Below are 26,460 nucleotides of genomic sequence, written 5' to 3' on the forward strand. Positions count from 1 at the left end.
GCTTTTGTTAGCTGAGGGAATTAATAAAAAAAGATGAAAAATATAATTTTTTTAATAATTCTGTTGCTAGTTTCTTGTACTGGAAAAACAGACAGCAAAAAAAATAATTTAGGGAATTCTAATGATTCAAAAGATGCCCCTTATAATTTAACGGATTTAGGAGATGGTAAAAAGTTTAATTATGATACTTTGTCTATAGATTATATTAACAAGGTGAAAACAAGCCTCGTAAAGAATAATTTTAAATTTCCAGATGAACAGACATTTAGAAAAAGAACTTTAGAGGTCTTTAAAGTAAATTTGTATGATTATAAAAACAATATTATTGTTTTGAGACCTGCAATGTTTACTGAAATTGCGATCAAAGAAAGTAGATTTATCTTAATTGAAGATGAAGAAACTGATGGTAGTGAAAATGCTGTTAATGAAAACCTTGAACTTTATTATAATTCTTATGTATTCTATGAGGATAAAATCGCATTTAATTGGTTGAAGTCTCGTTATAAACAGCAGTTAATAGATTTAGTTGTACAATACGGCTATAATTCTGATAAAGAGTTGGTAAAAATTGTATTTAAAAATTTCGATTTTGATGATAGTGTTTCATTCCATGATTTAATTTTTACATACGATGTAAAATCTAAAAAGTATATTTTAAGAGAAAGTATTCTAAATGATATTGAAAATATTATCTATAAAGGAACAGTTGAAGGCTATACAGAGGCAAAAGATGGTAATGGTTATAACAGTTTTTCTGATATAATTGAAAAAATAAGAAGTAATTCAAACAACTATTTAGATGCAGAAAAATACATTGCTTTCTTATATGAAAAAGATTTAAGAGTTGGTGTAGTAGGTCATATAGAATCTAATTTAAGTGAGAATACAAAGTATAAAACTTTTTTAAAGGAAAATAATTACTTTAATCTTAAGAGACTTCAAGATTATGTAGAAAATGTTTATGGAGGAGATTCAGATTCCGATGAAGTAAGTAAGATTTTTAAAATCTCGGATCCAGATGGATTTACGAATCTTAGAAAAGAGAAAAATTCTTCATCAGAGATTTTACAAAAAATAAATAATAATGCGGAAGTTGAAGTATTAGATGATTCAGGTAATTGGTGGCTGATCAAAACAAGTTCTGGGAATAAAGGATATGTTTATAAAACTAAGATTAAAGCTGAATAGTATAAATAAAACAAAAGCTCCTTGACATATTGAAAGAAAAATCCCGGCTAGCAAAAGTTTTATGCTTTTGTTAGCTGAGGGAATTATAATATAAGCGTAATGAAAAAAATATTAATAATAATAATATCACTTATTTTAATAAGCTGTAAAGATTCCAAATTAAATAAGCCAAATGATTCATTAAAAGAGACTTCTGCTGAAAATGTAGAAATAACCTGTGGAGACATTGTTTATCAAATTGTTAAATCAAGTAAATTAGATTTAAGAGGACAAAATGACTTTTTAACTAAAATAGATAGAATTGAAGGTGATAATGTGACTATTCAAGTGTACATTGAAAATAATGTACCTGAAGATCCAAAGGTTAAACAAATAGTTGAAAGTACAATTGCTTGGTTGGTATTAAATGTTAATGATCGTAAACTATACAATACAAGTGCAGACCCAGATAATCCAATTGAAGTAGAATTCGATACGAATATTTTATCACAGAATGATATTTTCAGTTTATGTAAAATAGAAAAAAAAGAAGTTAAAAAAGATTTTGCTAATGAAAAGATTCGATATTCTATTTTGCCAATAGAATTTGATGAATACTATAAGGCGTGTGTAAATCCATATGATAGTATCAAATGTGATAATAATTATCCAAAATACTTTTTTAAAGAAGATAATGCAATCGCCAAGGTTTTTGGTAATAATTTTCACCCTAGTGATTATATGTATCTTCCCAAAATTAAAGATTATCAGCCCATGATTTTATGTAATACTGATTCAGATATAGAGTCGTATGATTTAGTAGTCCTTAGTGATAATAAAATAATTTCTTCTTTAGAAATTGGATTAATGGATGGAGAATCTATCACTCAGTTCAATATTTCAAAAGATTACACAATAAGTTTATATAAAAGAAAAAACACAACTGAAAAGAAAGTTCTTTATAAGTCTTATGTTATTGATAATAAAGGTGCTATAGTTGATAAGAAATAATTAGACAATAAAGGTTATTGGAATTTATTAAAGAGTAATATGATCCTTGACATATTGAAAAGAAAAGCCCCAGCTAGCAGGAGTTTTATGCTTTTGTTAGCTGAGGGAATTAATAAAAGATAAAAGAAGATGAAAAGAATAATTTTTCCTTTGATAATTCTATTACTGATTTCTTGTAAAAAGGAAGTAATAGTTGATAAGGCAGTAAACAAGACAAAAGATACTCTAAGTATTAAAGATATTAAGTTTGTATCATTTGGAGATAAAATAATTTCACAAGATGATTTTATTAGCCAGATAAAGAATAGTACAGATATAGCGTATACAAGAAAAAATCTATCGAAAATTAAATTTGATTATGATCAATTTAATGAGTGGGATTTTAATACTATTGAGAAGAAAAATATTGGAGATATTAGTTTACAGCTAAAAAAGGAAAAAGTAGATAATTCAGATGCCACTATTTGTGCTCACATTAGTCTCTCAATTTACAAAAACAATAAAAAAACTGACAAAATTATTATTTATAAAAACGAGAATTATTCTGAAGCATTAGTTGTAATAACGCGTTTATTTTATATAAATTCTAATTTGGATTTATGGTTGTTACAAATTAATGAAGATGAAGAAGGTATTAATTTTAATTCTTGGAATCAATATAGGATTGATAAAAATAATGGGAAAATTAATTTAATTAAGAGTATAAAAAAATAATGAAATTTATAATGAAGAAAGTAATATTTAATTTCTTAATGGTAATAATATTGATTTCTTGTAATGATAAAAAACCAACAAATCATAATAATGTTGAAAAAAGAAATTACTCTAATAGACCAATTGTAGATAATGATAAAGAGAAATTAAGTAATAATTCCTGTTTAATAGATTCATTTAATATGATGAGTACAGAATATGGAGGAATTAAATTTTATACTGAAAATGAGTTAAGAGGTGCTGGTGTAGTTCAATTATCAATTGATAAGGATTTTGAAATTTTAAATTTAGATAAGACTGTATATGGCAGTATAAAATTGAAAAATAACACAGAAGAGCCCTTTAATATTAAATTCCCGAAAATGGTTATTGCTAGAGAAATAATTCCAAATATAGAATATAAAATATTTTGTTTCGATGCAGAACAGCCTGAAACTGATAATGATTTTTTAATTATTTATATAAATAACGAAAAAAGATTAGTTAGTAAGAAAGACTGTAAATATAAATTCCATTCATGGGAAGCATATATTAAAACAGCTTTTATTCATCTTACTTCAAAAGTTGAAAACAGTTCAAAAGAGGAACAAAGGTATTATTATGAAGCTTTGAAGATTAAAGGAGACTCTATGCAAATCAAATCAGTTGCAAAAACATCATGTGATTATATTGAAGAATATAAAGATGTTACAAAATGGATAAAGTGGAAAGAAAATTCATGTAAACTTATCATGTTTGATTTTTGTTACTAAATACAGAAAAACAAAAATATAGCCATAAAACGTTTTCTGGTTTAAAAATTTACTCCAAGATAAAAGCTTAAAATCCGGCTCAGTGCGCGAAATTGTTACTATTTAACCCGAAAAATCTTGTTATAATTGATGAAGTCAAAAGAATAGCACATTAAAAACTAACCATACTAAAAGAGATAAACAAAACACTCTCAGTTCAAAATAAAAAAATATAGAATTATGATAGAAAAATTAAATCATTTTCCCGTAAACTGGATTGATGGGATGAAGATAAATAAGAGTCATTTTTTATCTATTCAGGACAACGTTTCTGAGTTGGTAAATGATGCAATTGGTATTCATACTACGCCTATAAGTTATGGTCTGCTGGATTCAGGTAACCAAAATAAAGAGGCCACAAAAATCACCTTAGGAATTGATAATCACAAACTGCTTCGTGTTCGTGTAGAAGAATGCCACGCCATAACACCAAACGGATCCAGAATTGAAATCAGTAAAAGTAATACAGACACATTAGATCTTCAGGTTCCGTATCCGGAAGATACTTATGAAATAAAAGACGGCGAACAATTGGTTTTATTGGCCTGTATATCGGTTAATTCAAAAAAGAGAATCCCTTTTGGCGAGCCAGATCCAGATGAAGTACCGCCAAGATATCCGTTCACACAGCCAGAATACAAATTGCATTTAATTAAAGCCGAAGAATTCCGTTCAGGAATTGGATACGGAGGTTTCTATCTTGCTATTGGTAAAGTTCTTATTGGAGATACAACAGTTTTAGATGAAGATTATATTCCGCCTTCTGTAACAGTGGCTTGTCATCCAAAATTAGTAGACATACAAGCACAGATTGCACGTTCGTTTGGTCAGATTGAAATTTACTCGGTTCAGATTTCTCAAAAAATAAACAGAGGACAACAGGCAGGAGTTTTACCTCAAACAGTAATGCAGCTGGCAGATAATACAGGATATTATTTAGGAAGTTGTTTAACGCAATTCCGCTGGTTTTCAATGCACCAGCATCCGGCTTCAATGTTAAGCACGGTTGTAGCATTTGCCAGAGTGATGAAGAACTTTATCGATTCAAAATCGGGAGCAGGAAAAGAAGAGCTGCTAAATTATTTTGCCGAATGGTGTGATATTTCACAGGGAGATCTTGAAATAATGTTTACCACTCTTATAAATGCCGGTTACGATCACGTGCATATTGATAAAACTGCTACGCTTGTAATAAATGCTTTAACGAGAATAGAGAAACTATTCGAAACACTGAATAAACTGGATTACATCGGTAAGAAAAAAGAAAACATCGAATTGTTTGTTGCCGAAACAGAGAAAAAAGACATCGTTCATAATCCAAAACGTCACGGTTTCTTTATAAAAGATTAAAAAAAATAAAATAGTAATATAAAATTATGGAAGTATTAAATAAACAAGAACGCCAGAAAGCATTTATCGCTTTTTTAATTGCCTTTACCCTGACATTCTGTGTTATGCTGATTGCGGTTTCGTTCAACTTTTATATGCCGGTGGCAGAAAATAAAATGTTGAAAGCAGAAAATGAAATGATGAAAAGAGAATACGATTATCAAACTAATTTTTCGGTAAAAATTGACAGTATCAGAATGATAATCGACTCAATCAATTCACCAAAAGTTGATAATGATTTTCAGCAGCGTCTGGCAAATGTTATGATTGCGAATATCTATCAAAAAGTACCAAAAGACACAACTGAAAACAAAAAATTATATAACAATGTTATTCTGGCCTACAAGAATATTATTGATTATAAAAAACAAATTAGAAGCCTTACACACAATTCGCACTTAATAGACAGTTTGAACCAGTCGGCTAAAACATACAAAGAAGAATTAGAAAAAGTAAGCAGAGATCTGGATGTATGCCGTCAGATTTATCAAAATCAATAATTAGAAATTTAGAGTAAAGAAATTAATAAACTAATCATTTAAAAATTTGAAATTATGTTGTCAAACTATGGAATTGGAGGTAATGAAGTAAAAATAGATGCAGATGAAGCGATCACTGCAATCCCTCAAAACAGAACACTTGTTGCTCAAAAATTAACAGTAGATGCTCCTGTAAAACCAGAATTGGTAGAAGGAATTACAAGTATCGAAAAAGCATTTGAACACTTTAAACCAGAAGTAAAAGTAAATTTTGAAACTGCTGATGGTGCAACGAAAGTTGAGCCTTTAAACTTTAAAAACTTAGGTGATTTTGGTATAAAAGGAATTACAACACAAAGCAATTTTTTATCTGATCTTGAAACAGAAAAAGATCAGTATCAAAAAATTATCCGTCAGTTAAAATCAAATAAGATTTTAAAAGCGGCTTTAGAAGACGGAGAAGCAAAACAAGCTTTGCTAGAAAGTCTTGGAGCACTGATCAACGAGTTAAAAGAAAACAAATAAGAAATTAAAATATTTTAGATATGTCAAGCAAAGAAGCATATAAAGGTGATCTTGATACAGCAGTATTAGAACCAAAAGCAGTAAAAGGAATTTCAATTGAAAAAAATGTTGAAAAACTGGCTAAATACGGCGGTTTTGATTTATTAGAAATGGCAATTGAAGGAGTTCAAAACCTTAACCCGGATAGAAAAGCAAGAAGAAAAATCTTTTTGGGTGAAGTAAACAAAGCAAAAGAAAGAGAAACTCTTTTAAAGACTTTAGAACTTTGGTCTTCAGTTTTAAGCAATAATGAAGCTTTGACTGATATGGTGGCACAAAGTGAAGATAAATGCAAAGAATCTGAAGCTTTACTTCAAAAAAACCTTGCTAAAGCTGTTGAAGATACAAGAGAAATTGAAGCTGCTTACAGAACACTGGCTTTATTCTTTAAAAACACAGAATCTGATAAGGTAAAAAATGTTACGATTGTAAACGCAGAATTAGATCAGTTAAAAGACCTTGACAATACTCGTTTTATTGATGCTATTCACTCAGAATTAGTTGATAATTATGATCGTTTAGATCTTAAAAACAACTACGGAATTTTGGTAATTCCTGGATATTTAGGTTCTAATAAAGTGATTGAAAAATGGGCAAAAATTGCGCATGAAAATAAAGTAATGTTGGTTACAGATTTCGAACATCTTGATGAACCGGATGATGTAATGGAAATGTTTGATGCGGCTTCATTGACTGGAGGAGATGTTTACCGTTCTAACGTAATCATGACTTGCAACTGGCTTGTTGGCCGCGGCAGATTTGATCAAATTGGAGAAAGCGAAGATTTACACGTTGCACCTTCAGCTGCATTGGCAGGAAAAATATACAAAACATTAATGTCTCAGGTTACTGCAGGTAAGAAATTTGGAGGGATTAATGAAGTTGACGGAGTAAAATTTGATCTTAAGAAAAGTGAAATCGCTAATCTTGAAAACTTAGGATTGGTTCCGATGGTAAATGAATACGGAAAAGTAATGGCTTTTTCTGCTAAAACATTATTCAGCGGAGATAATTTAGGATTGCAAACGTACTCTGTAGTTCGTGTTTTTGATTATGTGACTAAAGTATTAATGGATTTCCTTAATCGTCGTGCTTTCGAAAACTTTACTGCTAAAACGCGTAAAGAAATTATGAATCAGATCGTGGCTTTCCTTGACGGAATCACTGGTCCGGATAAATTAATTGAGAATTTTGAAATCCGCAGATTTGAACAAGATCCAATTCAAAAAGACAGAATTTATATGGATATCCATATGAAACCTTATTTCCCTGCTAAAAACTTCCTTATTAAAATGGATGGTCACAAAGGTGACGACGGAACAGAATGGGATACAGATTACGAACAAAAATAATTGTACAGTAAATTGAAAAAAAGGGAACACGTTTATGTGTTTCCTTTTTTAAACAAAACATTGATCTTTTGAATGATCAAATCAAATAATTCAAATTCATGAACGTACTTAAAATATTACTTTTAGTCGGTTTGTTTTTAATTTCAAATTCGATTAAAGCACAAAAAGTAAATCAAATTGATACTTTAAGCTGCCCTATAACGCAAAACGATTTATTGCTTTCAGGAAAGTTATTTGCAAGTGCGGCACCCATTTTACTTCGTGTATATAATGAAGATTATGAATATGCTGTTTTTCAGTTAGGAAAAAGAAGAGGCAGTATTTATTTATATTTTAAAATTTTCACAGATAATGTCTGTGTAAAACAAGAACAGCCGTTGGAACTCTATTTTAAAAATGGAGAAATGTATATTCTTAAAAATACTTTTAAGGTAAATTGTGACGGAATCGCTGCCCTTGAACTTACCCGAAGAGATATAAAAAAATTAATGTCAAATAATATCAATACCATAAAATTTTTCACACTAAAAAAGGACTATGAATTTAGCCCGACAGAAGTTGATAATCAAAATATAAAGTTTTATCTGCACTGTTTAAAACGCTATAAAGTGAGGAAAAAAAGATAATTTTTTAGTCGAAATAAACGCAAACAACACTCAAGTATAATATCAAAAAAATCAAAATATGCCATTTCCGGAATTAAACCTTTCATTAGGACTTACAGATAACGACGGTTCTGTTTTTTATGCAGGAAGCGGAGAAGGGAAAGTGATTGTAAGAACAGATTCTGCGCTAAAAAAACACAGTATTAATATTATTATCTCTGAACAGCAGATTGGGTCTGTGTATTTGAAAACTCATTTTGAAGGTGCCGAAATTCCTGCTGAAATTGAAGTGCCGACTTATCAAATGATTGTTACAGATGATAAAACTAACGAAAAAGAAATTTATAAAGTCACCCGTGATACTTTTTTCTATAAACAGCAGACAAAGAAAAAAGGATTGTGGCGTTTTTTTGGACTGAAATTTTTAGCACCCAAAAACTTTCTTTTTGAAAACATTCCTTTCGAACCTTTAAAAGAAGAAATGGAAACGTATGACATTTCCAGATACAGAAAATTAAATAAAGATGAACTCACTTACAGCTTTCAAAAAGACGAACAAAACATTCAAATTTTTGCCGGTGATATAAATACGCTGAAAGTCGAAAAAGGAATCAGCTATTTTGTAATTGTAGATGAAAAAAAGGGACAGCGTTTTATAGGCGACATATTATACAGAGAGAAATTTCTAAAGCTTACGCCTTCAGTAAAACTGCATATCATTAAGCGTAAACAGGTTTCAAAAGAAATGGAAACCGATAAAAAGGGACGTACAGACAGATTGATTTATATTTAATAAATACCAAAATATGAAAGGAGCATTTTATAAACTGCCTATAGACTTTAACAGCGTCATACAAAAAAAGGAGCTGGAAAAAACATCAATAGAACACTCTATCGCACAGCAGATTATTTTATTGGCTACAACTACATTTGGAGAATGTAAGTTTGATGAAACGTTTGGCTCAAAAATCTGGGAGATTGATTTTGATTTGCTGATGAATGAAAATACCCTTAAAGAAATCATTTCAAAAACAATGAAACAATCGCTGCTTTTTCATGAAAAAAGAATAAAGGTAAATGAATTAAGAGTTGAATTGTCAGAAACTCAATATTTCGTTGATGATGTAAGCAGAGCTAAAAAGAAAGTGGATATTATAATTGAAGCCACTATTAAAAGTACAAACAGAGATTTTAATTTTAGAGGTTATTTTTTTGTTGGTCCATTATCATATAAATAGGTTTTTAGTACTATTTTTATATCATTTTGTTTAGAAAATATAATTTTTAATTTATTAAATACTTGATAATCTGATGTCTCTGTAATGTAAATAAAATTTTACTAAATTTATTATTATAATAAGATTTTATTTATATATTTACTGCATAAATAAATAAATTAATAATTAAAAATTTTTCATTATGTCGTTTTTAACATCATTAACAGTAGCAGGAAAAGATTACAAAGTATTAAACGTAAGTTATGATTTAGCTCAAGAAACAGATGCTTCTGGGCGTCCATCTACGGTAACACGCGGTGGAAGAATCATGATCGAAGTTGAATCAACTGGAAGTACTGAATTATTTGAATGGATGACTAACAATTTCGAAAGAAAAGACGGGTCAGTAAAATTCATCAAACGTGATTCAAATGCTACTTTAAAAGAGCTAAAGTTTACAGAGGCTTACATGGTTAAGTACAAAGAAAACTTTGATCATAACAGTGAAAATCCATTAACGGAAACTTTTATGATTTCTGCTCGTAAAATTTCGATGGGTGGAGGAGAATTTGATAATGCTTGGGTATAATCCTTTGGACTTTATCAATTTTAATTAAGCTATTAAGGGAGTCCATTAATTTGGACTTCCTTTTTTGTTTTTAATTTTTTAGGCTAAACCCAATCTTACAAAGATTAATCATAGTCCCCATTTAATAATCTTAATAAATCTACATCATGAGTTTTTTATCTAAATTACATATAGACGGAGAAGAATATAATGTTCTTGAATTTAATATTGGTTTTAAACAAGAAATTGATACAACAAGTAAACCTACCGGTAATGCCAAAGGCGGGGTTATAAAAATGATTATCGAAGCAAGTCAGAATAGTCATTTTTTATCATGGATGTTAAATAGTGATTTAACCAAAGACGGAAAAATTGTTTTTTACAGAAGAGATGCTTTAAGTAAGATGAAAGAACTTTCGTTTACAAAAGCATTTTGTGTGGGCTATGATGAACAGTTTACGAGCACTACCGAAATCCCAATGAGAATTACTATGGAGTTAGTAGCAAAAGAATTGACTTTTGGAGATGCTAAATTCTCAAACAATTGGATTGCTTTAGATTAATTGTTTAAAAGCTAATTAAAAACCCCAAGGACATCATTATGGCACATTTTTCAGAACAAGTACATATAACTATAGGAAGTTTTACCCAAAACGTTGTTTATTATGATTTAAAGCTATCTCAAAAAATGGCCGATCATCATCATTTTTCTTTTGTTTGGCAATATACAGGTAAAGCTGTAATTAATCCGGCTGAACAGGCAAAAGCATTGAGAAAATACCTTGGCGATGAGGTGATTTTTACTTTTAAAAGTTTTACCGGAATCAGATTAATGAGCAAAGGTATAATTACTGAACTTTCATCAGTAGATGTTGATGGAAGCCCGGCAGGATTACACGTTTCCGGTGTGAGTCACAGTATTGTGATTGATGATATAAAAAAATCAAGAGCCTTTAAAGATCGTAGTATGGATGATGTCGTGTTGAGTATTTTTGCCGAAGGTCCGGGTGAATTTTATCAGCGGGATTCAATCAAATCGACTTATCAAAAGGAATTTAAAAATCTTTTACAATACAATGAAACCAGTTTTGAGTTCTTAAAGAGGTTATCAGCCCGCTATGGACAGTGGTTTTATTTTGATGGAATGCGTATGCAGTTTGGGCAGACAAAAAACAGTCAGACCCAATTAATCAACGGAGCCTCACTCCATAGCTTTAAGATTCAGGCCAATATGGTTTCTCATAAAGTCTCTTTGGCAGGATATGACTATAGCAATGTGAGTAGTATTCAAAACGCTGCTGCTAAAACCAGTTCCGGCAGTAAAGACAGTTTTTCAGCTGTGGTAAATTATAATCAGGGAACCGTAGCAAATGCAGAATTGAGCAATGGTGTTTACACTACAAATGCTATGAATAAAGAGGATCTTGAAGAGATGGTTAAATTACAGACTGCTGGGAACGATGCCAATAGTGTGTACTATAGCGGAATCTCCTATTTTCCTATCGGACTCGGACAAGTCTTTACAATACAAAATCAAACAGTAGAACACGAATTAATTGCGATAGAAGTTACGCATCATTCTCAGGTACACGGAAATTATTCATGCGAATTTAAAGCCATTCCTGCCGATGTTGCGTCACCTCATTATACCGATGTTCATGTTTTTGCAAAAGCAGAGAGTCAGCCAGCCGAAGTTAAAAACAACAACGATCCAGAAGGATTAGGACGTGTTAAGGTACAGTTTTATGGAAACGGAAGCACCATTGTAAGCGAATGGATTCGTATGATTCAGCCCCATACAGGAGCAGGAAAAGGATTCTATTTTGTACCAGAAATCGGAGAAGAGGTTTTAATTGGTTTTGAAGGCAATAACGTTCAAAATCCGTACGTAATTGGTGCGCAATATAACGGACAAGACTCAAGTGGTTATGCCGATGCACAAAACAATATTAAAGCAATTCATACCCGAAGTGGGCATGTTATAAAATTTACTGAAGATGAGAGCATCTTAATTACTGATAAAAATGGTAACGAAATTGTATTTGACACGATTGGTGGCAATATTAGTATTACTGCAAACAATACTATTGATCTTAATGCTCAAAATATCAATTTTAATGCTTCTCAAAATATTAGTATAAGTGCTGGAATGAATATTACAGAAAGTGCCGGAGCCGATAAAATGAGCATTGTAGGAATGATGCTTAATACTACCGTTGGAGGTGATCATATGCTTAATGTTACAGGAAACTTTATGGAAAACATTGAAGGCAATCTTGAATCTCATACGGCTAAAGAAAGGCAGGAAGTTGGAGTTAAAGGAATTGAAAATAGTAGTGAAGGCGGAATAAATAAGCACTCTAAAAAAGAAATACAGATTAATAGCGCCGAGAAATCTAAATCCTTCTAATGTATGAGCAGGGTAAGATTAGTTGGAGGTATTATAACAAAAACTACAGGCGGCGATCACAATATATATTCTGAGGGTAATATTGTTTATAATTCGGGTAAAGTTGTTACCGAAACAAGTGATGCAGGGATTACTTACGGAGAACCTAAAAGTTTTCCACCTGTTTCAAAATTACATTTCGTTGACGGCTGGTGGGCTTTGGATAGAGAAGGACAGAAAAAAATAAAAAGGGCAGTACCCGGTATGATAGTTTTTTTTCATTTAAAAACTAAAGAAATCCCTAATGGTAATGCAGTATTTTTATCCTTATTTGATGAAGACAATCATGAAAAAGAAGAAGCTCCAAATAAAGATGGCAGGAAAGATAAAGATGATGCGATTAAATTAATTAATACAAAATCAAAAAAACAGGTTCTTGTTGCCAAAGTAACAGATAATAAAATAGTACAAGAAATAAACTTAACAGGTTTAGGATCATTAATTTCTGAAGAACAGGATAAATGTTTAGAGCTTTATTTTCGCTGTAGTTATAAAAGTGAAAATGTTCAATATCCAGCAGACAGAAAAAATTATCTGGAAGTAGGTTCAATAGTCATTGACCGCTACAAAATGCCGGGATTAAACAGTGATGGCTCAAAGATTGCTGACGATATGACCTACGGAAAAGGTGTAAAGCATATTGGAGAAGTCTATTATAAAGATGTCCTTGAAAAATTTAAAAAAGAGTATGAAGAGCGAGGTTTTGATAATCAAAAGCATGTCTCTTTTTCACATCAGGACAATGTCGAAAATAAAGCTAAATACAGCAAAGAGGAATGTTATAATACAAGTTACAAGGTTAATATTCCAATTATAAAGAAATTAATTCCGGAAATTTCAACAGGTTTAGATGTACGATTATTTGATAAACTTTCTACAGAGAGTTTGTTTTGGGATTTTGAGCAGACAGCAACTTTATATTTTGCTTCTGGCGAGTTACAAGGAAATATAGAACGTATGATTGCTAAATTCAAAAAAAATGAAGGCGGTGTTTATGAAGATAGAATATTAACTAAGTATGTAAGTGATAATCCGAATACAAAAAAATATTGTATGAATGTTGAGGATTATATCGCAGAACAGTTAAAGCAAAATGTGGCAGATTTGAAAAAGGCAGAAGATGCTAAACCTTATTTCGGGAGTCCTGAAACCATAACGAGAAATCGAAAAACGAAGAATAAAGAGTATTTTACTAAACCAATGTATTCTTATGACAATTTAAGTAATGTAACAGGTGGCTTAACTATTGCTTTAAATGATATTTGGGCTACAGAAGTACTTTTACAAGAATTAAAATTTGATAAAGACAGCTATACAGGAAAATATCAAGTAACTCTATGGGATCATTTTGGACTTGATTTACCCGATATGGAAAAAGTTTTTAATATTATTCCAAGTGTTGGAGAAACTTTTGTAACATGGTTTGTTTTACAGCATTTAAGAGGATACAAGCCTTTTATCACTAAAATGACTTTCGAAAGAACATTTTCTGGTAATATTGAAGAAGGTAAAAAAGAAAGAACAGACAAAAGGAAATCTGAAGAACGCGCAAAAGCACAAAAATGGGCAGAGGAAGAAAGAGCAAAAATGATGAGGGAGCCAAAATTTTAAAAAAGGATGAAAAAACTATTTTTTTTAATAAGCATAACAGCATTTTTATTTTCTTGCCAAGAGAAGAAAGTTACGTTTATAAATTTAGAGAAACACAGCGGAGAAGGTTTTTTTGATAGAGGAGATCGCGAAGGAGAAAAATTTATTTATAAAAGCATTTTGGTAGAGAATGCTCCTCATGGAGATAAAGAAATACTAGATATGCTTATTAAATATAAAAATCAAAATTTGAAAGATGCTGCTATAAACAAAGATGCTTATTCATTTACTGTTTTTCTTTACGAGAAAAATAATTCTACATCCTATTTTATTGAAAATGCCGATGACCCAGGCGGGCTAACAAGTCAGGTTTTACAAGATTACTATTCAAAAAATGGTATTGGAGAAATTACAATTGATAAATGCGGAAATGACAAAGATTGGACAGCCAAAATTTCGTATTTTGATATGCAAAGAAATTTAAAAGATACTATTTTATACAATTGTAAAAATGATAAAAAGTAAAATCTTCCATGAGTTTTAATCACTTTTAAAATAATTAAATCTCCCCAAAGTAAATATTAAATTAATTGAATTAAAATTACAGAAAGATTCATTATGAGCAGAATAAGATTAGTTGGAGGTACTATAACAAAAACTACCGGAGGTGATCACAATATTTATTCTGGAGGTAATATTGTATATAATTCTGGTCAGACAGTAAACGAGACAAGTGACACAGGAATTAAGTACGGAGATCCGAAAGATGCACCTGTAAAAGAAGTAAATGAAGCTGTTAAAGAAATTGAACTAATAACTAAATTAGATCAAGGTTCTGCAAATGATAAAACAGGTACATTTCAGGATGGAATGATTTTTGGCAAAACATATCATTTTAAAGTTAAAAGTTATGTCAAGGATTCTCCCAAGAATAAATTGAATATAAAATGGATGTTAAGATATCATAGTTTAGCAGATAATTCATGGAAAGAAATTTCACTATCACAAAAAGGGGAGAGTTTAAAAATCACTATGAATGAAGAGGATATGTGTGGACGTTTTATATATATCCGTGCTTATGTTAAAGATCATAAAACTGAGGCTGAACTAAAAGTATGGAAACATAACAGATTTAGATGGTTTGACAGAATGCAGGTCGAAGAAGAAATAAAGGATAGAACTGATAATAATCAGCCTTGGAAAATAGACCAGGCAGGAACATCTTTATGTGGCATGGCATGTATTTTTTATTTGTTTGCAAAGGAACAGCCAGCACAATATAAAAAATTTGCCAAAGAACTTTTTAGAACTGGTATTTCTTCAGTAAACAATTTCACAGTGAAACCTGATACTGAGATTTTAGAGAAAATGGTTAATAAATCAGGTTTTCCTATGAAAACATCAAATATGCCGGCAGTCGACTACATAACTATGGCCTCAACTAGGAATACAGATAATCCTAAATATAAGGGAGGAGATGAGGAATTTCAGGCTATTAATTGGCCTCCTTTAATGACTAAATTGTCCGAAAAATTTCTTGGCTACAAAGATGTATATTCAAAAGGAATTTACAATCCGGTAAAACCTCTGGCTTATACAACTTTCGATATTCAAAAGAAAATTGATGATATCAATGAGCAATTTAACGCAGGTTATAAATTAATTTTAATGATAGATTCTGATCTAATTAGTGATGTGTGGGACGTTTCGGCATTAGACTTGCATTGGGTAGTTTTAGAATCTCCAATAACATGGAATTATATTCCTGGTTTTTTTACTCCGAAGCAAGACGAAATAGATTTTAAAGTTTATACATGGGGAACAAATCCAAACGGAGCTTCTCGATATTTAAAGAAAGCAATATCTTCTTCCCATTTTATGAATAATTATAATGGTTATATTAAATGTAAATAAATGAAAAAAATAGTATCAATTTTATTAGGTGTTATTATTGTTTTTTTTGTTTTTCGCTACTGTTTTTTTAAAATACAAGATTATACAAATAGTAATCGTTGTAATTCATCTGAATTTATTGCAGATGGCGGAAGAATTTATATTTCTTTTTATAGAAATATAAGTAAAACGAAAATGGTAAAAAACTTTCAAATAATCTTAATTGGAAAAGATGGAAAAGCTAAGAAAGTAGAATATCAAAGAATTAAAGATTCAGACACTAAATATTATATCGAATCTAAAATTTTAAAGTCGGATACTCTCATAATTGAAACAGAAGGAGATAAGAAATACAAATTTTTTGATTTTAAAAATACAGCATCAAAAATCAACGCAGGAAAGAATATAGGCGAATATTATTGTAATCTATATTATAAAAGTATTCCTTCTAACAAAGATTTTGAAGATAGTTCTGAGAATTTCGATACTATAAATGTTTTTCTGGAGTAGTTTTTATACGAAATTTTTAAAAGCCGGCAGTCAAGGTTACAAAAAAGTATCCCCGGCTGGTTCATTATTTATTTGGATTGTAAACCTTACAGTGATTATATATGTTGTTTTATTAGCAGTACTTTGGAATTGTTCGATTTCCAATAAATTTTAAAGTTATAATCAAAGATTCAGTATTTAAGGTAATTAAAAGTTATTATGAAGAATTGTTTTATAAAGAATCAAAATCAGAACCAAAAATTGAAAAAGTACAAGAAAAATACAAAGCTGACGAATGGGAATTAATAATTAAATAGTTGCTGATTGAAACAGAATCAAAAATATATACTACTGCCCGTTTTAATGATGCTGATAAATTGCACCAAATTACAAAAATGTTATAGTGGATACGTGTATGATGAAACTTCAAGAAAACCAATAAACCGGGTATTGGTTAAGGAAAATTTCAGTCAGAATTTCAAATCTACATTTAGTAATGAAAAAGGATATTTTAAGATTGAAAATAATTCAGAGTCTATAGGAGACTTTATTTTTATTTGTGATGATTATAAAACTGATACTATTGTTACAGTTTGGTCACAACATGTCGAAAATTTAAAGTATAGATTTATTAGAAAAGAATCTGACACATTGTATATGCAAAGAATAAAAAAATGAGACAAGATCGAATAAAAGACAGAGTGCTAAAAAGAGCGGCTAGATCATGGGGCTTTTCTGATGTTGAGATGGAAACATCATTTGATCCTGTTGTATCAATGATGCTTAATGCATTGTCTTACGAATTAGAAAAAGTAGCCCACGAACTCGAAGACTCTAAGACAAGAGTTGTAGAAAGAGTTCTGGAAATTATGTTTCCTGAAGTTACAGCAGGAGTAAAACCAGCAAGAGCCATTTTACATGCTTTACCAATAGAGAATGGTATGAAAGTTTCATTGCAGAACCAAATGTCGGCAAGTCGAAGAATTCATAACATTTACAATCCTTTAGCACCCATTACTAAAGAGATCGCTTTATCGCCAACATTAGAAGTAAAGCTGTCTTCGGCAGAAATAAAATATGTAGCTTATGAACGCAATTTGTTCGAAACTTCAAATCTTTTTTATAAAGATGCCATACGAGATTACAAACATTCACTGCCTTCAGGTGTTGTGTTTTTAGGAATTGAATTAACAAATCTGAAAGTTGAATACATCGAAGATTTAATGTTGTATATAGACATTAAAAATACACATCAGAAAGAGATGTTTCATTACTATTTAAAACAAATGAAATGTTTTCAGGATGACATACAAATCACGGTAGAAGAAGGTTATAATGTTCCTATAGATAATATTGATATTAAGAGCATTATAAATCGTAATTACAGACATCTGAGCGAAATAATGCAGGAGGTAAACGAGTTTTATTTTGATAACTTTTATACACTTAAAGGATCATTAAACTACAAGCCAATTAATCAATACGGCGAAGAATACAAGTATTTTGAAGCTATAACCAATAGAAATGATAATCCTATTATTTGGATAAAAATGGTTTTCCCGGAATCCTTAATTCCTCAAATATTAGATAATGTTTCTTTTACGGCAAACTGTTTTCCGGTAATTAACAAAAAGAAACATATCATCAATAAAACGCTTGGTAATTTCTTATCTTATATCGCATTAGAAACGGATAACAATATTTATCTGGATGTGGATACGGTTATCGATGGATTCAATAATCATTATGAAATAAAGGAATTTAAAGATGGTGTTATTGAAGAAGGAAATGCAGTACTAAGAACAGGCGGGGTTTCAAGATTTGATTCAAGAAGTGCATCAGAACTACTTCAAAATGTATTAGACTTGCTAAAAGACGAAAGTTCTTCTTTTGCAGGTTTAGGAAAAGATTTTATGAACAGCTCATTGGTTGAAATTAATCAGCTTTTGGCATCTGTAGAACAGCAGGCGAGAGAAAGCAGCTTTTCTAAAAATAATGATCCTTATTTAATGATTAAGCCAAAGATTGATGAATCTATAGGTAAATCATTTTCGATACATTATTGGTCAACCTGTGCAGAAGAAGCAAATGACATCAAAGCCGGAACTGTTTTGGAAACCAAAGATATGCTGTTTGTAAGTAAGGAAGCTGTATTGATTACCAATACTGTCGGTGGAATGAACAAACAAAACAATAAAGACCGAATCTTAGCATACCGGAATGCGCTGTTGACTCGTGGCAGAATTGTAACGTTTGCCGATATCAAAGCATTTGGTTTTCATCATTTTAAAAGCTGCATTTTAGATATTAGAATAGAAAAAGGAACACGAAAAGAGATTTCTGTAAAAGCAGGTTTCAGCCGTACAGTAGATATTTATTTACAGGTAAATCCAGTTGAAAAACAGTATCTGTCTGATACAGAATGGGAGTATCTATGTGACAGCTTTATGAAACAGCTTAAGAACAGATCCTCCAATGTATTTCCGTATAGATTGGTTGTAGAAAATTAATTTATAAAAAAATAATAATTATTAAAAATCCATTGACTGTTGTTAAACCCAGAGTTCGCATTAGACATTGTTATTAAGCTGAATTGTTCAATAAAAGCAGGTGCTCACGCCTACCGTCTGGACACATCTCTAAAGAGTGTCCAGCCTTGCATGACTGAATTGAATTTTTGCAGACCAATCCAAAAGGTTGTGATGCCAGGTTTTCTTTCAGAAAGATAGCCTTTCCATCCTCCTAATCTAGCAATAGCCCATATATATCGTTTCAAATCTGACGATTTATATGGGTTTTTTAGTTTTTCGGTTTTACCCTCTAATTGTATAATTTGCAATTCTAAACATTCCATTTCTTGCTCTGAAAAACAGCTTCTTGGTTCAGTCTCTTCTTCCGTGGCATAGGCTATTTGCATTATAAAGAGCTTTATAATAGTCTCCAGCATCAAAAGACATAGTTTACGAACTGCTTTTCCTTGAGATAATTCGCTGGCTTCTATATTGAAGCCCTCTTTCTTTAAAATTCTAAATACTTCTTCAATAGTCCATCTATAGGTATACCATTCGATACAAAGTAATGCAGTTGGTAAATCTTCAACTTTTTTAGTAGTTAATAATCTCCAAAGTATTGGGTTTTCAATATTTTCTCCTACTTCTTTTGCCTCAATAGCGTAAAGATTGATTTTGTCTGGGAGATGTTTACCCGAATATTGATGTTTGCCTATTGTTATTTCTGAAAAACGTACTTCTATAGTAGCTGTTCTTTTCTGGATATTTCTCCTTCTGTTTCCTTCTAGTTCAATTGTGTAAGTTCCTTGAAGTGGCTGAGAACTAAGATGATCGAAAAGTTTTATTTTATTATCCAACAATCGATTAAATCGAGATCTAATCAATAAATGCGTTTTACTATCGGGAACAAGACAAAATTGTTCGAAAATATCTCCCTCTCTGTCCTGAATAATGATTATTTCTTTTGCTTTACTTAGTCTTTTCTTAGTTTCAAGAGAAGAATCTATCCATCTATAAGATTCTTTTTCTTCAATAGGTATACGATTGTGAGTATTGGTCTTCATTTTAGGGGGCAGTTCATGACCTCTATTCCATATTTTCACATCAGAAAAACCATAAGGCATTAAGGTATCTGCATCTATAATAAAACTTGGATGAATAAAGAAGCCAAGTCCACCAACAGAAGCATTAGTCAGTCCAATTGATTCATCCTTTTTTATCCTATTCTTGTGATTATAGAGGTTTATTTCGCTGCTATCCTGAATGCACAAAACAGATTTCTCTTCCACACAGCTTACACAATTAAAAGACATATTCTTTATAATATCAGCCTCACTGACATTATCATTTTGCAAAAATCGATAAATCGCTTTGGCTTCAGAGTCACTTTCTGCTAATTGTCTTATCGAATAAATGCTATTAGCAAATAAGCGATTGAGAATAGAATTACCTCTATTCAACAATCGCTTGTCTTTTAAATTTTCAAAATATCTAGTCTGCACTTTTTATCAAATATAATTAAAAAAATATTTGTGTCCAGACGGTAGGTGCTCACGCACTATTTTTAAATGAGGAATACTTTTTTATTTTGATTTTAAAAATCGGAGTAAGTGCTTGGTTTTGAAGAAGAATACAGGTATAGTAGATTTCTAATGCGGGCTCTGGGTTAAATGGATTTTTAGTTAAAAAAATAAAAAAAGCATGACGGTTAAATCATGCCTATCCTGGTTATTATGGGTCGGTTTTGTAATATTTATAGTGCTTTAAAAGTGTCACCTAACTTGATATCACCGCTGGTAAATCCTTTTTTAAACCAGTGCATGCGTTGCTCAGAGGTGCCGTGTGTAAACGAGTCAGGCACGATCTGGCCCTGCATCTTGCTTTGGATGGCATCGTCACCAACAGCATTTGCAGCACTCAGAGCTTCTTCAATATCACCGGTATCCAGGTTTTCTTTATTATAATGGGTCCATACACCCGCATAAAAATCAGCTTGTAGTTCTAAGGCAACAGATAATTTATTGGCCTCGGCTTCACTTTTTCCTTCCTGCGCCTCACGCATTTTGGCTGAGGTGCCCAGCAGGGTTTGCACATGGTGGCCTATTTCGTGGGCAATGACATAAGCAATCGCAAAATCACCGCCTTTTGCACCAAACTTGGTTCTAAGCTCATCAAAAAAATCAAGGTCCATATATACTTTCTGGTCGCCAGGGCAGTAAAAAGGGCCGGATGCCGAAGAAGCACCCCCACAGGCGGTTTGCACAGATCCTCTGAATAGAACAAGTTTTGGGTTTTTATAAGTCATACCGTTCTCCGCAAAGATTTTCCCCCAGATATCTTCATTGTCAGCTAGTACAACACGCACAAAATCGCCCATTTCTTTATCGGCTGCACTTAACGGGGCTGATGTCTCAGTTTGCTGCGGACTGCCTTGAAGTTGTTCCAGGACATTTCCTATAGTTTGTCCGGTTTCACCCCCAAAAACATTAAGTAGCAAAATAATGATCCCAAGTACGCCTCCTCCCAGTACCGCTTTGCCGCCAGAGAAGCCTCTTCTGTCTTCAACATTGTCACTTTGTCTTCTGCCTAACCATTTCATAAAAGAATGTGTTTTAAGTTAATTGGGGAATTTATGTTACACGAATTTATATTTTTTTTAAACAAATGGCTAATAAAAACGAGGAATTATTCTAGCCATTTTGTTAAGATTTCTTCTACAGAACCTTTCATGATCGGTTTGGGTATATAATCATTCATGCCCGAGATAAGGCATTTATTGCGCTCTTCCTTTTCAGTACCTGCCGTCACGGCAATAATAGGGATTTTTTGTCCGTTTGGGGAGTTGCGTATGGCGACAGTGGTTTCATAGCCGTTCATGATCGGCATTTGGATGTCCATAAAAATGAGATCAGGAGTAACATTCTCCAATATTTTTAAGGCCTCATAGCCATTTTCACACTCATAGATGCGGACATTGGGGTATAGGTTTTTGACAATGGTTTTAAGCAGTAGCATGTTAACCTTGTTATCCTCTACAATCATAAAGGTTAATTGTGCTGTATGGGTATACTCAGGGATGTGTACTGCTTTAGTGTTAAAATGGTTAAAATCGGTCTTATAGCTTTCGCTGCTGTTATGTGAACTCGTTTTTAAGGTCAGGTCAAAATAAAAGGTGCTTCCCTTTTCTATTTTACTCTTGAGCTGCAGGCGGCTTTCCATAAGGGCAAGCAGGTGGTTAGAGATGGTAAGGCCGAGACCGGTTCCGCCAAATTTTCGGGTGGTAGAGCTGTCTTCCTGGGAAAAAGCCTGAAAAATTTTCTGTTGGTTTTGTTTTAAAATCCCGATACCAGTATCAGTTACAGAAAATCGTATGACACAGATATCATCTTCTTTTCTTTCTAAAACTACAATACTTACTGTAATCGAACCATGATGCGTAAATTTCACAGCATTAGAGAGCAGGTTGATCAGGATCTGCTTGAGTCTTACAATATCGGTCCAGATATATTGGGGCACATCCTGAGCTATATGAAGTTTTAAATCCAGTTTTTTAAGGTTAGATTCATACACAATCAGGTCAAAAACCTGACCCGCAATTTTATGGATATCGTACAGATCGATAAACAACTCCAGTTTTCCGGCCTCAATTTTAGAAAAATCTAGAATATCGTTTATAATGTCCAGCAGTGAGTGGGCCGACTGGTTAATCGTAGTCATATATTTTTTCTGTATTTCTCCAAGTTCGGTCTTCATCAGAAGATCCGTAAAACCAATAATCCCGTTAAGCGGTGTTCGGATTTCATGCGACATGTTGGCAAGAAAATCTGACTTTGATTTATTCGCAGCTTCGGCAAGTTGTTTCGCTTTGATGGCGTCTTCAGTTTGTTTTTTATCGGTAATATCAAAATAGATACCCCCGATATATTCAATTTCATTGCCTTTTTTAATCACATCTCCAAATTCTTCAATCCAGATGTATTCTCCTGTTTTTCGCTTAATTCGATAAGTGTTGTGCAGTGCCTTTCCGCTTTGTAGATTATTAAACTGGCTGTTGATGACTTCTTTTTTGTCATCAGGATGGATAAGCGAGATAAAAGAGAGGTTATGTTCCTGAAATTCCGCTTTTGAATAGCCGGTAAGATTAAAAATTTGGTCATTCAGGAATATTTTGGTAGAAAAAGTGTCAAACTTAGACAGGTAAACCGTACCGGGAATATTATTGGTAATCAGCTTAAATTTCTCTTCGCTTTCAATAATCTTGCTCTGGTTTCGGTTTCGCTCCAAAGCAGAAGAAATATTGTTGGCAAGGGTTTGAAAAATATAGATTTCTTCTTCAGACCACTTATGTTCGGTATGACAGTCATCAAAACCGATAAAACCGCTAAAAACATCCTCAACATACAAAGGCAGGATCAGTATCGATTTGATATGATGGGTTTCAAGTAATTTTTTAAAAAAAGTATCGCCAAGTTGGCGGGTCAGGATATTGAGGATTTTTTTGTTTTTTGCCTTTTCAATAATTTCTTTTAAGTTCTCTTCTGTAAATTTTTGAAGGATGATGCTTTTGTCAGAGTTCTCTGCTCTCGACCATTTATATTTTTGGCTAATAGTATTAGTGTCAAAATCTTTTTCGTAATAATAGATATGATCCGCATGTGCGGCTTTCCCAATGATATTATAGGTTTCTTTGAACATTTCTTCAGTCGTCTTGCTCAGTAAGAATTTCTCAGTACAAAGGGCTAGCGCAGATAATAACTGACTTTTGAATTCTAATTTCCGCTCTGCCTTCAATCGCATTTGCGATGAGATGGCAAGCGAGATGATGTCAGCAATAGTACGGGCATAATTAATGTCTTCATTATCCCATTCTCTTTTTTTTAGGGTACTCTCAAAGCATACGACTCCTGCAAGTTTTCCATTAAAAAAAATAGGAACATCCAGCATCGACTGAATCTTATTTTTGATAAAATACGCTTTTTTAAATTCAGAAGTTTCCAGTGTATTGAATACATCGCTGGCGTTAATGACTGTCTTGTTTTCTAAGGTTTCAAAATAAATAGGATAGCAGGTCTTATCGATGCTCTCTTTATAATAAACATCAGATTTGTCCTGGCTGTAAATGTTTTTACAGCTAATAGTGTCATTATAATATTTCCAGAAGCTGATTCTGCTGGCTTTTGAAACAGCGGCTTCTTCAATAATAAAATCGATTACGCTGTGAAGGTTTTCATAATGACTGAAATCGGTAGTGGATAATTTTTTGGTAGAAAGAGTATAAGCCTCAATTTTTTCAAGTCTGATTCGTTTTTCCTTTTCATTGTTCTTTAGGTCCGTAATATCTCTGGCGATACCGGCAAAACCGATAGTCTCTCCCATATCGTTTTTGCGGATGATGACCTTTTGGGATATCCATATGGCATCACCGTTTTTCTTTAAAATAGGAAATGCAATGGTGTCATAATTAAATTCCTTTTCTTCAAGGGTTTTATAAAAATCGGCAACCTTTTTTCGATGATCAGGGTGGATAAAATTAGCATAATGTTTAGAGATGACTTCTTTTTCGGTATAATGTAAAACATAAAAGGCAAATTCGTTTATAAAAGTGAAATTCCCATTAGTATCAATTTCAAAAATGATATCTGCAGCAGTCTGGATCAGGTTTTTATACTGATCGTGAAGTTTGATCTGCTCAGTGATATCTTGTCCGATACTAATAAAAAGGTTTTCAGAAAAACGTTTATCTTTCCATTGTATATACTTGTAATCACCGTTTCTGCATTTTAATTTTCGTGTGTACAAAACGTTGTCCTGGTAATGATCCAGAAATTGTTCGCCAATAAACTCAGGATCTTCTGTAAGCTGCCAGAAACCCATTCCCATAACTTCATCAGGTGTGTAGCCCAGTATTTCGGTGACGGATTCACTGCAGAAAATGAGTTCGCCTTTTTTGTTGGAAGCGATGGTTAGGGAATTTCCTTTATGCACAATCTCATTGGTAAATCTGAAATTATCGCGGGTATTCAAAAATATAGCATATTTTACCTGATTAATCACAAAAATGACCAGCGAAAAGGTAATAACTAAAACAGAGGATTTCAGCGGAACGTAATCAAACGAAAGATTAATGATATGAAAAAGGAACAGAGCTCCTGCATAGAACCAGTAAATTTTTATAGGTCTCAGGACGCTGTATGAAAAGTAAAAAGTAATTAAGAGAGCAATAATAGGCACAACATCATGGGGATGTATGATAATGTTATGTGCAATATGCCCCGTGAATAAGATGAAGATAGAAATAAAAAAGGTTGAAATTTTATCTCTCAGATATTCAATCTTAATCGCCAGATAATAAAATAACAAAATCGAGCCGCCAATCGTTAAATTGACATACAAAAGACTATGGGGACGTAATTTAAAAATTTCATTAATGATTTCGATTACAATAATAGTAATACTCAAAAACAAAAGATACAGCTGATATTCTTTTGGGGAAACTTCTTTCTCTTTGTTTTTTTCGATGAAAGAACCAATTTTGTTTTTAATATTAAAAAAATGGTAAATGAGAACACCCATAAAAACAATCAGGCATATCTCCAGCATGATTAATTTATGGGTTTTGTAAAAAATAGTACTGGATTTTAAAATAAAATAATTTATCCAAAATAATTTCAGGGCGCATCCAAAAGGAGACAGCCCTGGAAATAAAAAATTTAAAAGACTATAGCTGGATACCATAGAATTTAGATCTTGTTTTTTTAAATAATCTTTCTCTATTCCTCATCAGACTGACCGATGGCATCAATAGAGTCCGGGTTATCAATTTCCAGAATAGCACTGTATATAGCATATTTTACAGAATAGGTAATAGGAATCGTAAATACAACACCAATACAGCAGCCAATAAAGCCAATAGCAGAACCAATTCCGGCCACTATAAATAGCAAGGCGATAACAAGGGGCTGTTTGCTGACAATAGTAATACTTGATTTAATGGCTTCTGTTGTATTGAGATTCCCAAAAACAATTAGCGGGATGGTCATGGAGGTAAACAAAGAAATAACGATGGCAATAATACTGTCGACAACAGGAATTCCAATGAGATTGAATGCCACAGAAATACCTCCGCTGATTAGGCCAATCAATAAAGCAGTACTAAAAAGACGTGAAAAATAAGGAGCTTTGTAATACGTAAAAACAGTCGAGAAATTAAAAGTTTCATCTTTGTCAGCACAGTCTGCCATTTTCAAAAAACCTGCAGTAAAAGGAGTAAATAGGGCAGTTATAAAAGTGATAACAAGTGTATAGATTAAAAGGTCTGTGCCTTGTGGCTGATTTTGCTGTAAGCTTTCAAAAAATTCTTTGTTGAAGTGTTCAGCTCCGTATAGTGCCACTAATATGCCGCCGCCAAGGAAAAAGCATAAGATAGAAACCACTAATAAAATAAGGCCTGCATATAAGGCTATCTTTTTATAATTTTCAAAAGCATGATTAAAAACATTCGAAAAATCTAAAAAATATCCGTTGTTTTTTATGTCATCGATTTGATTAAGAGTAGATTTCATATTGACTGGAATTGTTTTGTATTTTTAGTGTTTAAATGAATTATTTAAACGTAAATATAGTACTTTTAATCAATTTCAATCTATAATGTACGATAATAGTACAAGTCTGG

General features: G+C 32.0%; 23 protein-coding genes. 19 read left to right on the forward strand and 4 right to left on the reverse strand.

The genetic code is table 11. The features are described 5' to 3' along the window. Positions 1 to 33: 33 nt before the first annotated feature. The 19 genes from ACNC7R_RS07470 to ACNC7R_RS07560 all read left to right on the forward strand — a co-directional run bounded on the left by ACNC7R_RS07470 (position 34) and on the right by ACNC7R_RS07560 (position 18,788). Positions 34 to 1,188, forward strand: a complete 1,155-nt coding sequence (locus ACNC7R_RS07470; RefSeq protein WP_417940305.1) for an SH3 domain-containing protein — start codon at positions 34 to 36, stop codon at positions 1,186 to 1,188. 99 nt (positions 1,189 to 1,287) lie between these two features. Further along, on the forward strand, positions 1,288 to 2,178 hold the full coding sequence (locus ACNC7R_RS07475; RefSeq protein ID WP_417940306.1) for a hypothetical protein: 891 nt from the start codon (positions 1,288 to 1,290) through the stop codon (positions 2,176 to 2,178). 129 nt (positions 2,179 to 2,307) lie between these two features. Next, positions 2,308 to 2,892: a hypothetical protein gene (locus ACNC7R_RS07480; protein ID WP_417940307.1), complete on the forward strand. Its 585-nt coding sequence runs from the start codon at positions 2,308 to 2,310 to the stop codon at positions 2,890 to 2,892. Positions 2,893 to 2,903: 11 nt separating this feature from the next. Continuing rightward, positions 2,904 to 3,644: a hypothetical protein gene (locus tag ACNC7R_RS07485; RefSeq protein ID WP_417940308.1), complete on the forward strand. Its 741-nt coding sequence runs from the start codon at positions 2,904 to 2,906 to the stop codon at positions 3,642 to 3,644. A gap of 219 nt (positions 3,645 to 3,863) precedes the next feature. Then, a complete protein-coding gene (locus ACNC7R_RS07490) occupies positions 3,864 to 5,033 on the forward strand; it encodes a hypothetical protein (RefSeq protein ID WP_417940309.1) in 1,170 nt (389 codons plus the stop codon). 26 nt (positions 5,034 to 5,059) lie between these two features. Next, positions 5,060 to 5,572, forward strand: coding sequence for a type VI secretion system TssO (gene tssO, locus ACNC7R_RS07495; protein ID WP_417940310.1), 513 nt, complete (start codon positions 5,060 to 5,062; stop codon positions 5,570 to 5,572). Positions 5,573 to 5,626: 54 nt separating this feature from the next. Further along, positions 5,627 to 6,076, forward strand: a complete 450-nt coding sequence (locus ACNC7R_RS07500) for a hypothetical protein (protein ID WP_417940311.1) — start codon at positions 5,627 to 5,629, stop codon at positions 6,074 to 6,076. A gap of 20 nt (positions 6,077 to 6,096) precedes the next feature. Beyond that, positions 6,097 to 7,467 carry a DUF5458 family protein gene (locus ACNC7R_RS07505; protein ID WP_274253275.1) on the forward strand — a complete coding sequence of 457 codons (1,371 nt, stop codon included), beginning with the start codon at positions 6,097 to 6,099 and terminating at the stop codon, positions 7,465 to 7,467. A 98-nt stretch (positions 7,468 to 7,565) separates the two neighbouring features. Then, complete coding sequence (locus ACNC7R_RS07510) at positions 7,566 to 8,093, forward strand: hypothetical protein (RefSeq protein WP_417940312.1); 528 nt, start codon at positions 7,566 to 7,568, stop codon at positions 8,091 to 8,093. 58 nt (positions 8,094 to 8,151) lie between these two features. Continuing rightward, complete coding sequence (locus ACNC7R_RS07515; protein ID WP_012025249.1) at positions 8,152 to 8,865, forward strand: hypothetical protein; 714 nt, start codon at positions 8,152 to 8,154, stop codon at positions 8,863 to 8,865. A 13-nt stretch (positions 8,866 to 8,878) separates the two neighbouring features. Further along, entirely contained in the window at positions 8,879 to 9,310 is a 432-nt protein-coding gene (locus tag ACNC7R_RS07520) for a GPW/gp25 family protein (RefSeq protein WP_417940313.1), read from the forward strand. A 181-nt stretch (positions 9,311 to 9,491) separates the two neighbouring features. Then, positions 9,492 to 9,878, forward strand: coding sequence for a type VI secretion system tube protein TssD (gene tssD / locus ACNC7R_RS07525; RefSeq protein ID WP_012025247.1), 387 nt, complete (start codon positions 9,492 to 9,494; stop codon positions 9,876 to 9,878). A gap of 146 nt (positions 9,879 to 10,024) precedes the next feature. Next, positions 10,025 to 10,420 carry a type VI secretion system tube protein TssD gene (gene tssD / locus ACNC7R_RS07530; RefSeq protein ID WP_417940314.1) on the forward strand — a complete coding sequence of 132 codons (396 nt, stop codon included), beginning with the start codon at positions 10,025 to 10,027 and terminating at the stop codon, positions 10,418 to 10,420. A 38-nt stretch (positions 10,421 to 10,458) separates the two neighbouring features. Then, entirely contained in the window at positions 10,459 to 12,267 is a 1,809-nt protein-coding gene (locus ACNC7R_RS07535; RefSeq protein ID WP_417940315.1) for a type VI secretion system Vgr family protein, read from the forward strand. A 3-nt stretch (positions 12,268 to 12,270) separates the two neighbouring features. Beyond that, complete coding sequence (locus ACNC7R_RS07540; RefSeq protein ID WP_417940316.1) at positions 12,271 to 13,917, forward strand: DUF3289 family protein; 1,647 nt, start codon at positions 12,271 to 12,273, stop codon at positions 13,915 to 13,917. Between the two features lie 6 nt (positions 13,918 to 13,923). Continuing rightward, positions 13,924 to 14,421, forward strand: a complete 498-nt coding sequence (locus ACNC7R_RS07545; protein ID WP_417940317.1) for a hypothetical protein — start codon at positions 13,924 to 13,926, stop codon at positions 14,419 to 14,421. A gap of 93 nt (positions 14,422 to 14,514) precedes the next feature. Next, on the forward strand, positions 14,515 to 15,810 hold the full coding sequence (locus ACNC7R_RS07550; RefSeq protein ID WP_417940318.1) for a hypothetical protein: 1,296 nt from the start codon (positions 14,515 to 14,517) through the stop codon (positions 15,808 to 15,810). Continuing rightward, entirely contained in the window at positions 15,811 to 16,299 is a 489-nt protein-coding gene (locus ACNC7R_RS07555; RefSeq protein WP_417940319.1) for a hypothetical protein, read from the forward strand. It begins immediately after the preceding gene. A gap of 653 nt (positions 16,300 to 16,952) precedes the next feature. Beyond that, a complete protein-coding gene (locus tag ACNC7R_RS07560) occupies positions 16,953 to 18,788 on the forward strand; it encodes a hypothetical protein (protein WP_417940320.1) in 1,836 nt (611 codons plus the stop codon). Positions 18,789 to 18,898: 110 nt separating this feature from the next. Here the strand turns inward: ACNC7R_RS07560 and ACNC7R_RS07565 are convergent, their stop codons facing one another. The 4 genes from ACNC7R_RS07565 to ACNC7R_RS07580 form a co-directional block, all read right to left on the reverse strand. Continuing rightward, on the reverse strand, positions 18,899 to 20,290 hold the full coding sequence (locus tag ACNC7R_RS07565; protein ID WP_417940321.1) for an IS4 family transposase: 1,392 nt from the start codon (positions 20,288 to 20,290) through the stop codon (positions 18,899 to 18,901). A 251-nt stretch (positions 20,291 to 20,541) separates the two neighbouring features. Further along, complete coding sequence (locus ACNC7R_RS07570; RefSeq protein ID WP_417940322.1) at positions 20,542 to 21,387, reverse strand: neutral zinc metallopeptidase; 846 nt, start codon at positions 21,385 to 21,387, stop codon at positions 20,542 to 20,544. An 86-nt stretch (positions 21,388 to 21,473) separates the two neighbouring features. Beyond that, a complete protein-coding gene (locus tag ACNC7R_RS07575) occupies positions 21,474 to 25,388 on the reverse strand; it encodes a PAS domain S-box protein (RefSeq protein WP_417940323.1) in 3,915 nt (1,304 codons plus the stop codon). 170 nt (positions 25,389 to 25,558) lie between these two features. Further along, positions 25,559 to 26,350, reverse strand: a complete 792-nt coding sequence (locus ACNC7R_RS07580) for a hypothetical protein (protein WP_417940324.1) — start codon at positions 26,348 to 26,350, stop codon at positions 25,559 to 25,561. Between the last annotated feature and the right edge of the window lie 110 nt (positions 26,351 to 26,460).

It is taken from the genome of Flavobacterium adiutor (assembly GCF_048282555.1).
GTDB lineage: Bacteria > Bacteroidota > Bacteroidia > Flavobacteriales > Flavobacteriaceae > Flavobacterium.

Coding starts and splice junctions, on each gene's coding strand:
- ACNC7R_RS07470 (WP_417940305.1), top strand. CDS start 34: ATGAAAAATATAATTTTTTTAATAATTCTGTTGCTAGTTTCTTGTACT.
- ACNC7R_RS07475 (WP_417940306.1), top strand. CDS start 1,288: ATGAAAAAAATATTAATAATAATAATATCACTTATTTTAATAAGCTGT.
- ACNC7R_RS07480 (WP_417940307.1), top strand. CDS start 2,308: ATGAAAAGAATAATTTTTCCTTTGATAATTCTATTACTGATTTCTTGT.
- ACNC7R_RS07485 (WP_417940308.1), top strand. CDS start 2,904: ATGAAGAAAGTAATATTTAATTTCTTAATGGTAATAATATTGATTTCT.
- ACNC7R_RS07490 (WP_417940309.1), top strand. CDS start 3,864: ATGATAGAAAAATTAAATCATTTTCCCGTAAACTGGATTGATGGGATG.
- tssO (WP_417940310.1), top strand. CDS start 5,060: ATGGAAGTATTAAATAAACAAGAACGCCAGAAAGCATTTATCGCTTTT.
- ACNC7R_RS07500 (WP_417940311.1), top strand. CDS start 5,627: ATGTTGTCAAACTATGGAATTGGAGGTAATGAAGTAAAAATAGATGCA.
- ACNC7R_RS07505 (WP_274253275.1), top strand. CDS start 6,097: ATGTCAAGCAAAGAAGCATATAAAGGTGATCTTGATACAGCAGTATTA.
- ACNC7R_RS07510 (WP_417940312.1), top strand. CDS start 7,566: ATGAACGTACTTAAAATATTACTTTTAGTCGGTTTGTTTTTAATTTCA.
- ACNC7R_RS07515 (WP_012025249.1), top strand. CDS start 8,152: ATGCCATTTCCGGAATTAAACCTTTCATTAGGACTTACAGATAACGAC.
- ACNC7R_RS07520 (WP_417940313.1), top strand. CDS start 8,879: ATGAAAGGAGCATTTTATAAACTGCCTATAGACTTTAACAGCGTCATA.
- tssD (WP_012025247.1), top strand. CDS start 9,492: ATGTCGTTTTTAACATCATTAACAGTAGCAGGAAAAGATTACAAAGTA.
- tssD (WP_417940314.1), top strand. CDS start 10,025: ATGAGTTTTTTATCTAAATTACATATAGACGGAGAAGAATATAATGTT.
- ACNC7R_RS07535 (WP_417940315.1), top strand. CDS start 10,459: ATGGCACATTTTTCAGAACAAGTACATATAACTATAGGAAGTTTTACC.
- ACNC7R_RS07540 (WP_417940316.1), top strand. CDS start 12,271: ATGAGCAGGGTAAGATTAGTTGGAGGTATTATAACAAAAACTACAGGC.
- ACNC7R_RS07545 (WP_417940317.1), top strand. CDS start 13,924: ATGAAAAAACTATTTTTTTTAATAAGCATAACAGCATTTTTATTTTCT.
- ACNC7R_RS07550 (WP_417940318.1), top strand. CDS start 14,515: ATGAGCAGAATAAGATTAGTTGGAGGTACTATAACAAAAACTACCGGA.
- ACNC7R_RS07555 (WP_417940319.1), top strand. CDS start 15,811: ATGAAAAAAATAGTATCAATTTTATTAGGTGTTATTATTGTTTTTTTT.
- ACNC7R_RS07560 (WP_417940320.1), top strand. CDS start 16,953: ATGAGACAAGATCGAATAAAAGACAGAGTGCTAAAAAGAGCGGCTAGA.
- ACNC7R_RS07570 (WP_417940322.1), bottom strand. CDS start 21,387: ATGAAATGGTTAGGCAGAAGACAAAGTGACAATGTTGAAGACAGAAGA.
- ACNC7R_RS07575 (WP_417940323.1), bottom strand. CDS start 25,388: ATGCTGGAGATATGCCTGATTGTTTTTATGGGTGTTCTCATTTACCAT.
- ACNC7R_RS07580 (WP_417940324.1), bottom strand. CDS start 26,350: ATGAAATCTACTCTTAATCAAATCGATGACATAAAAAACAACGGATAT.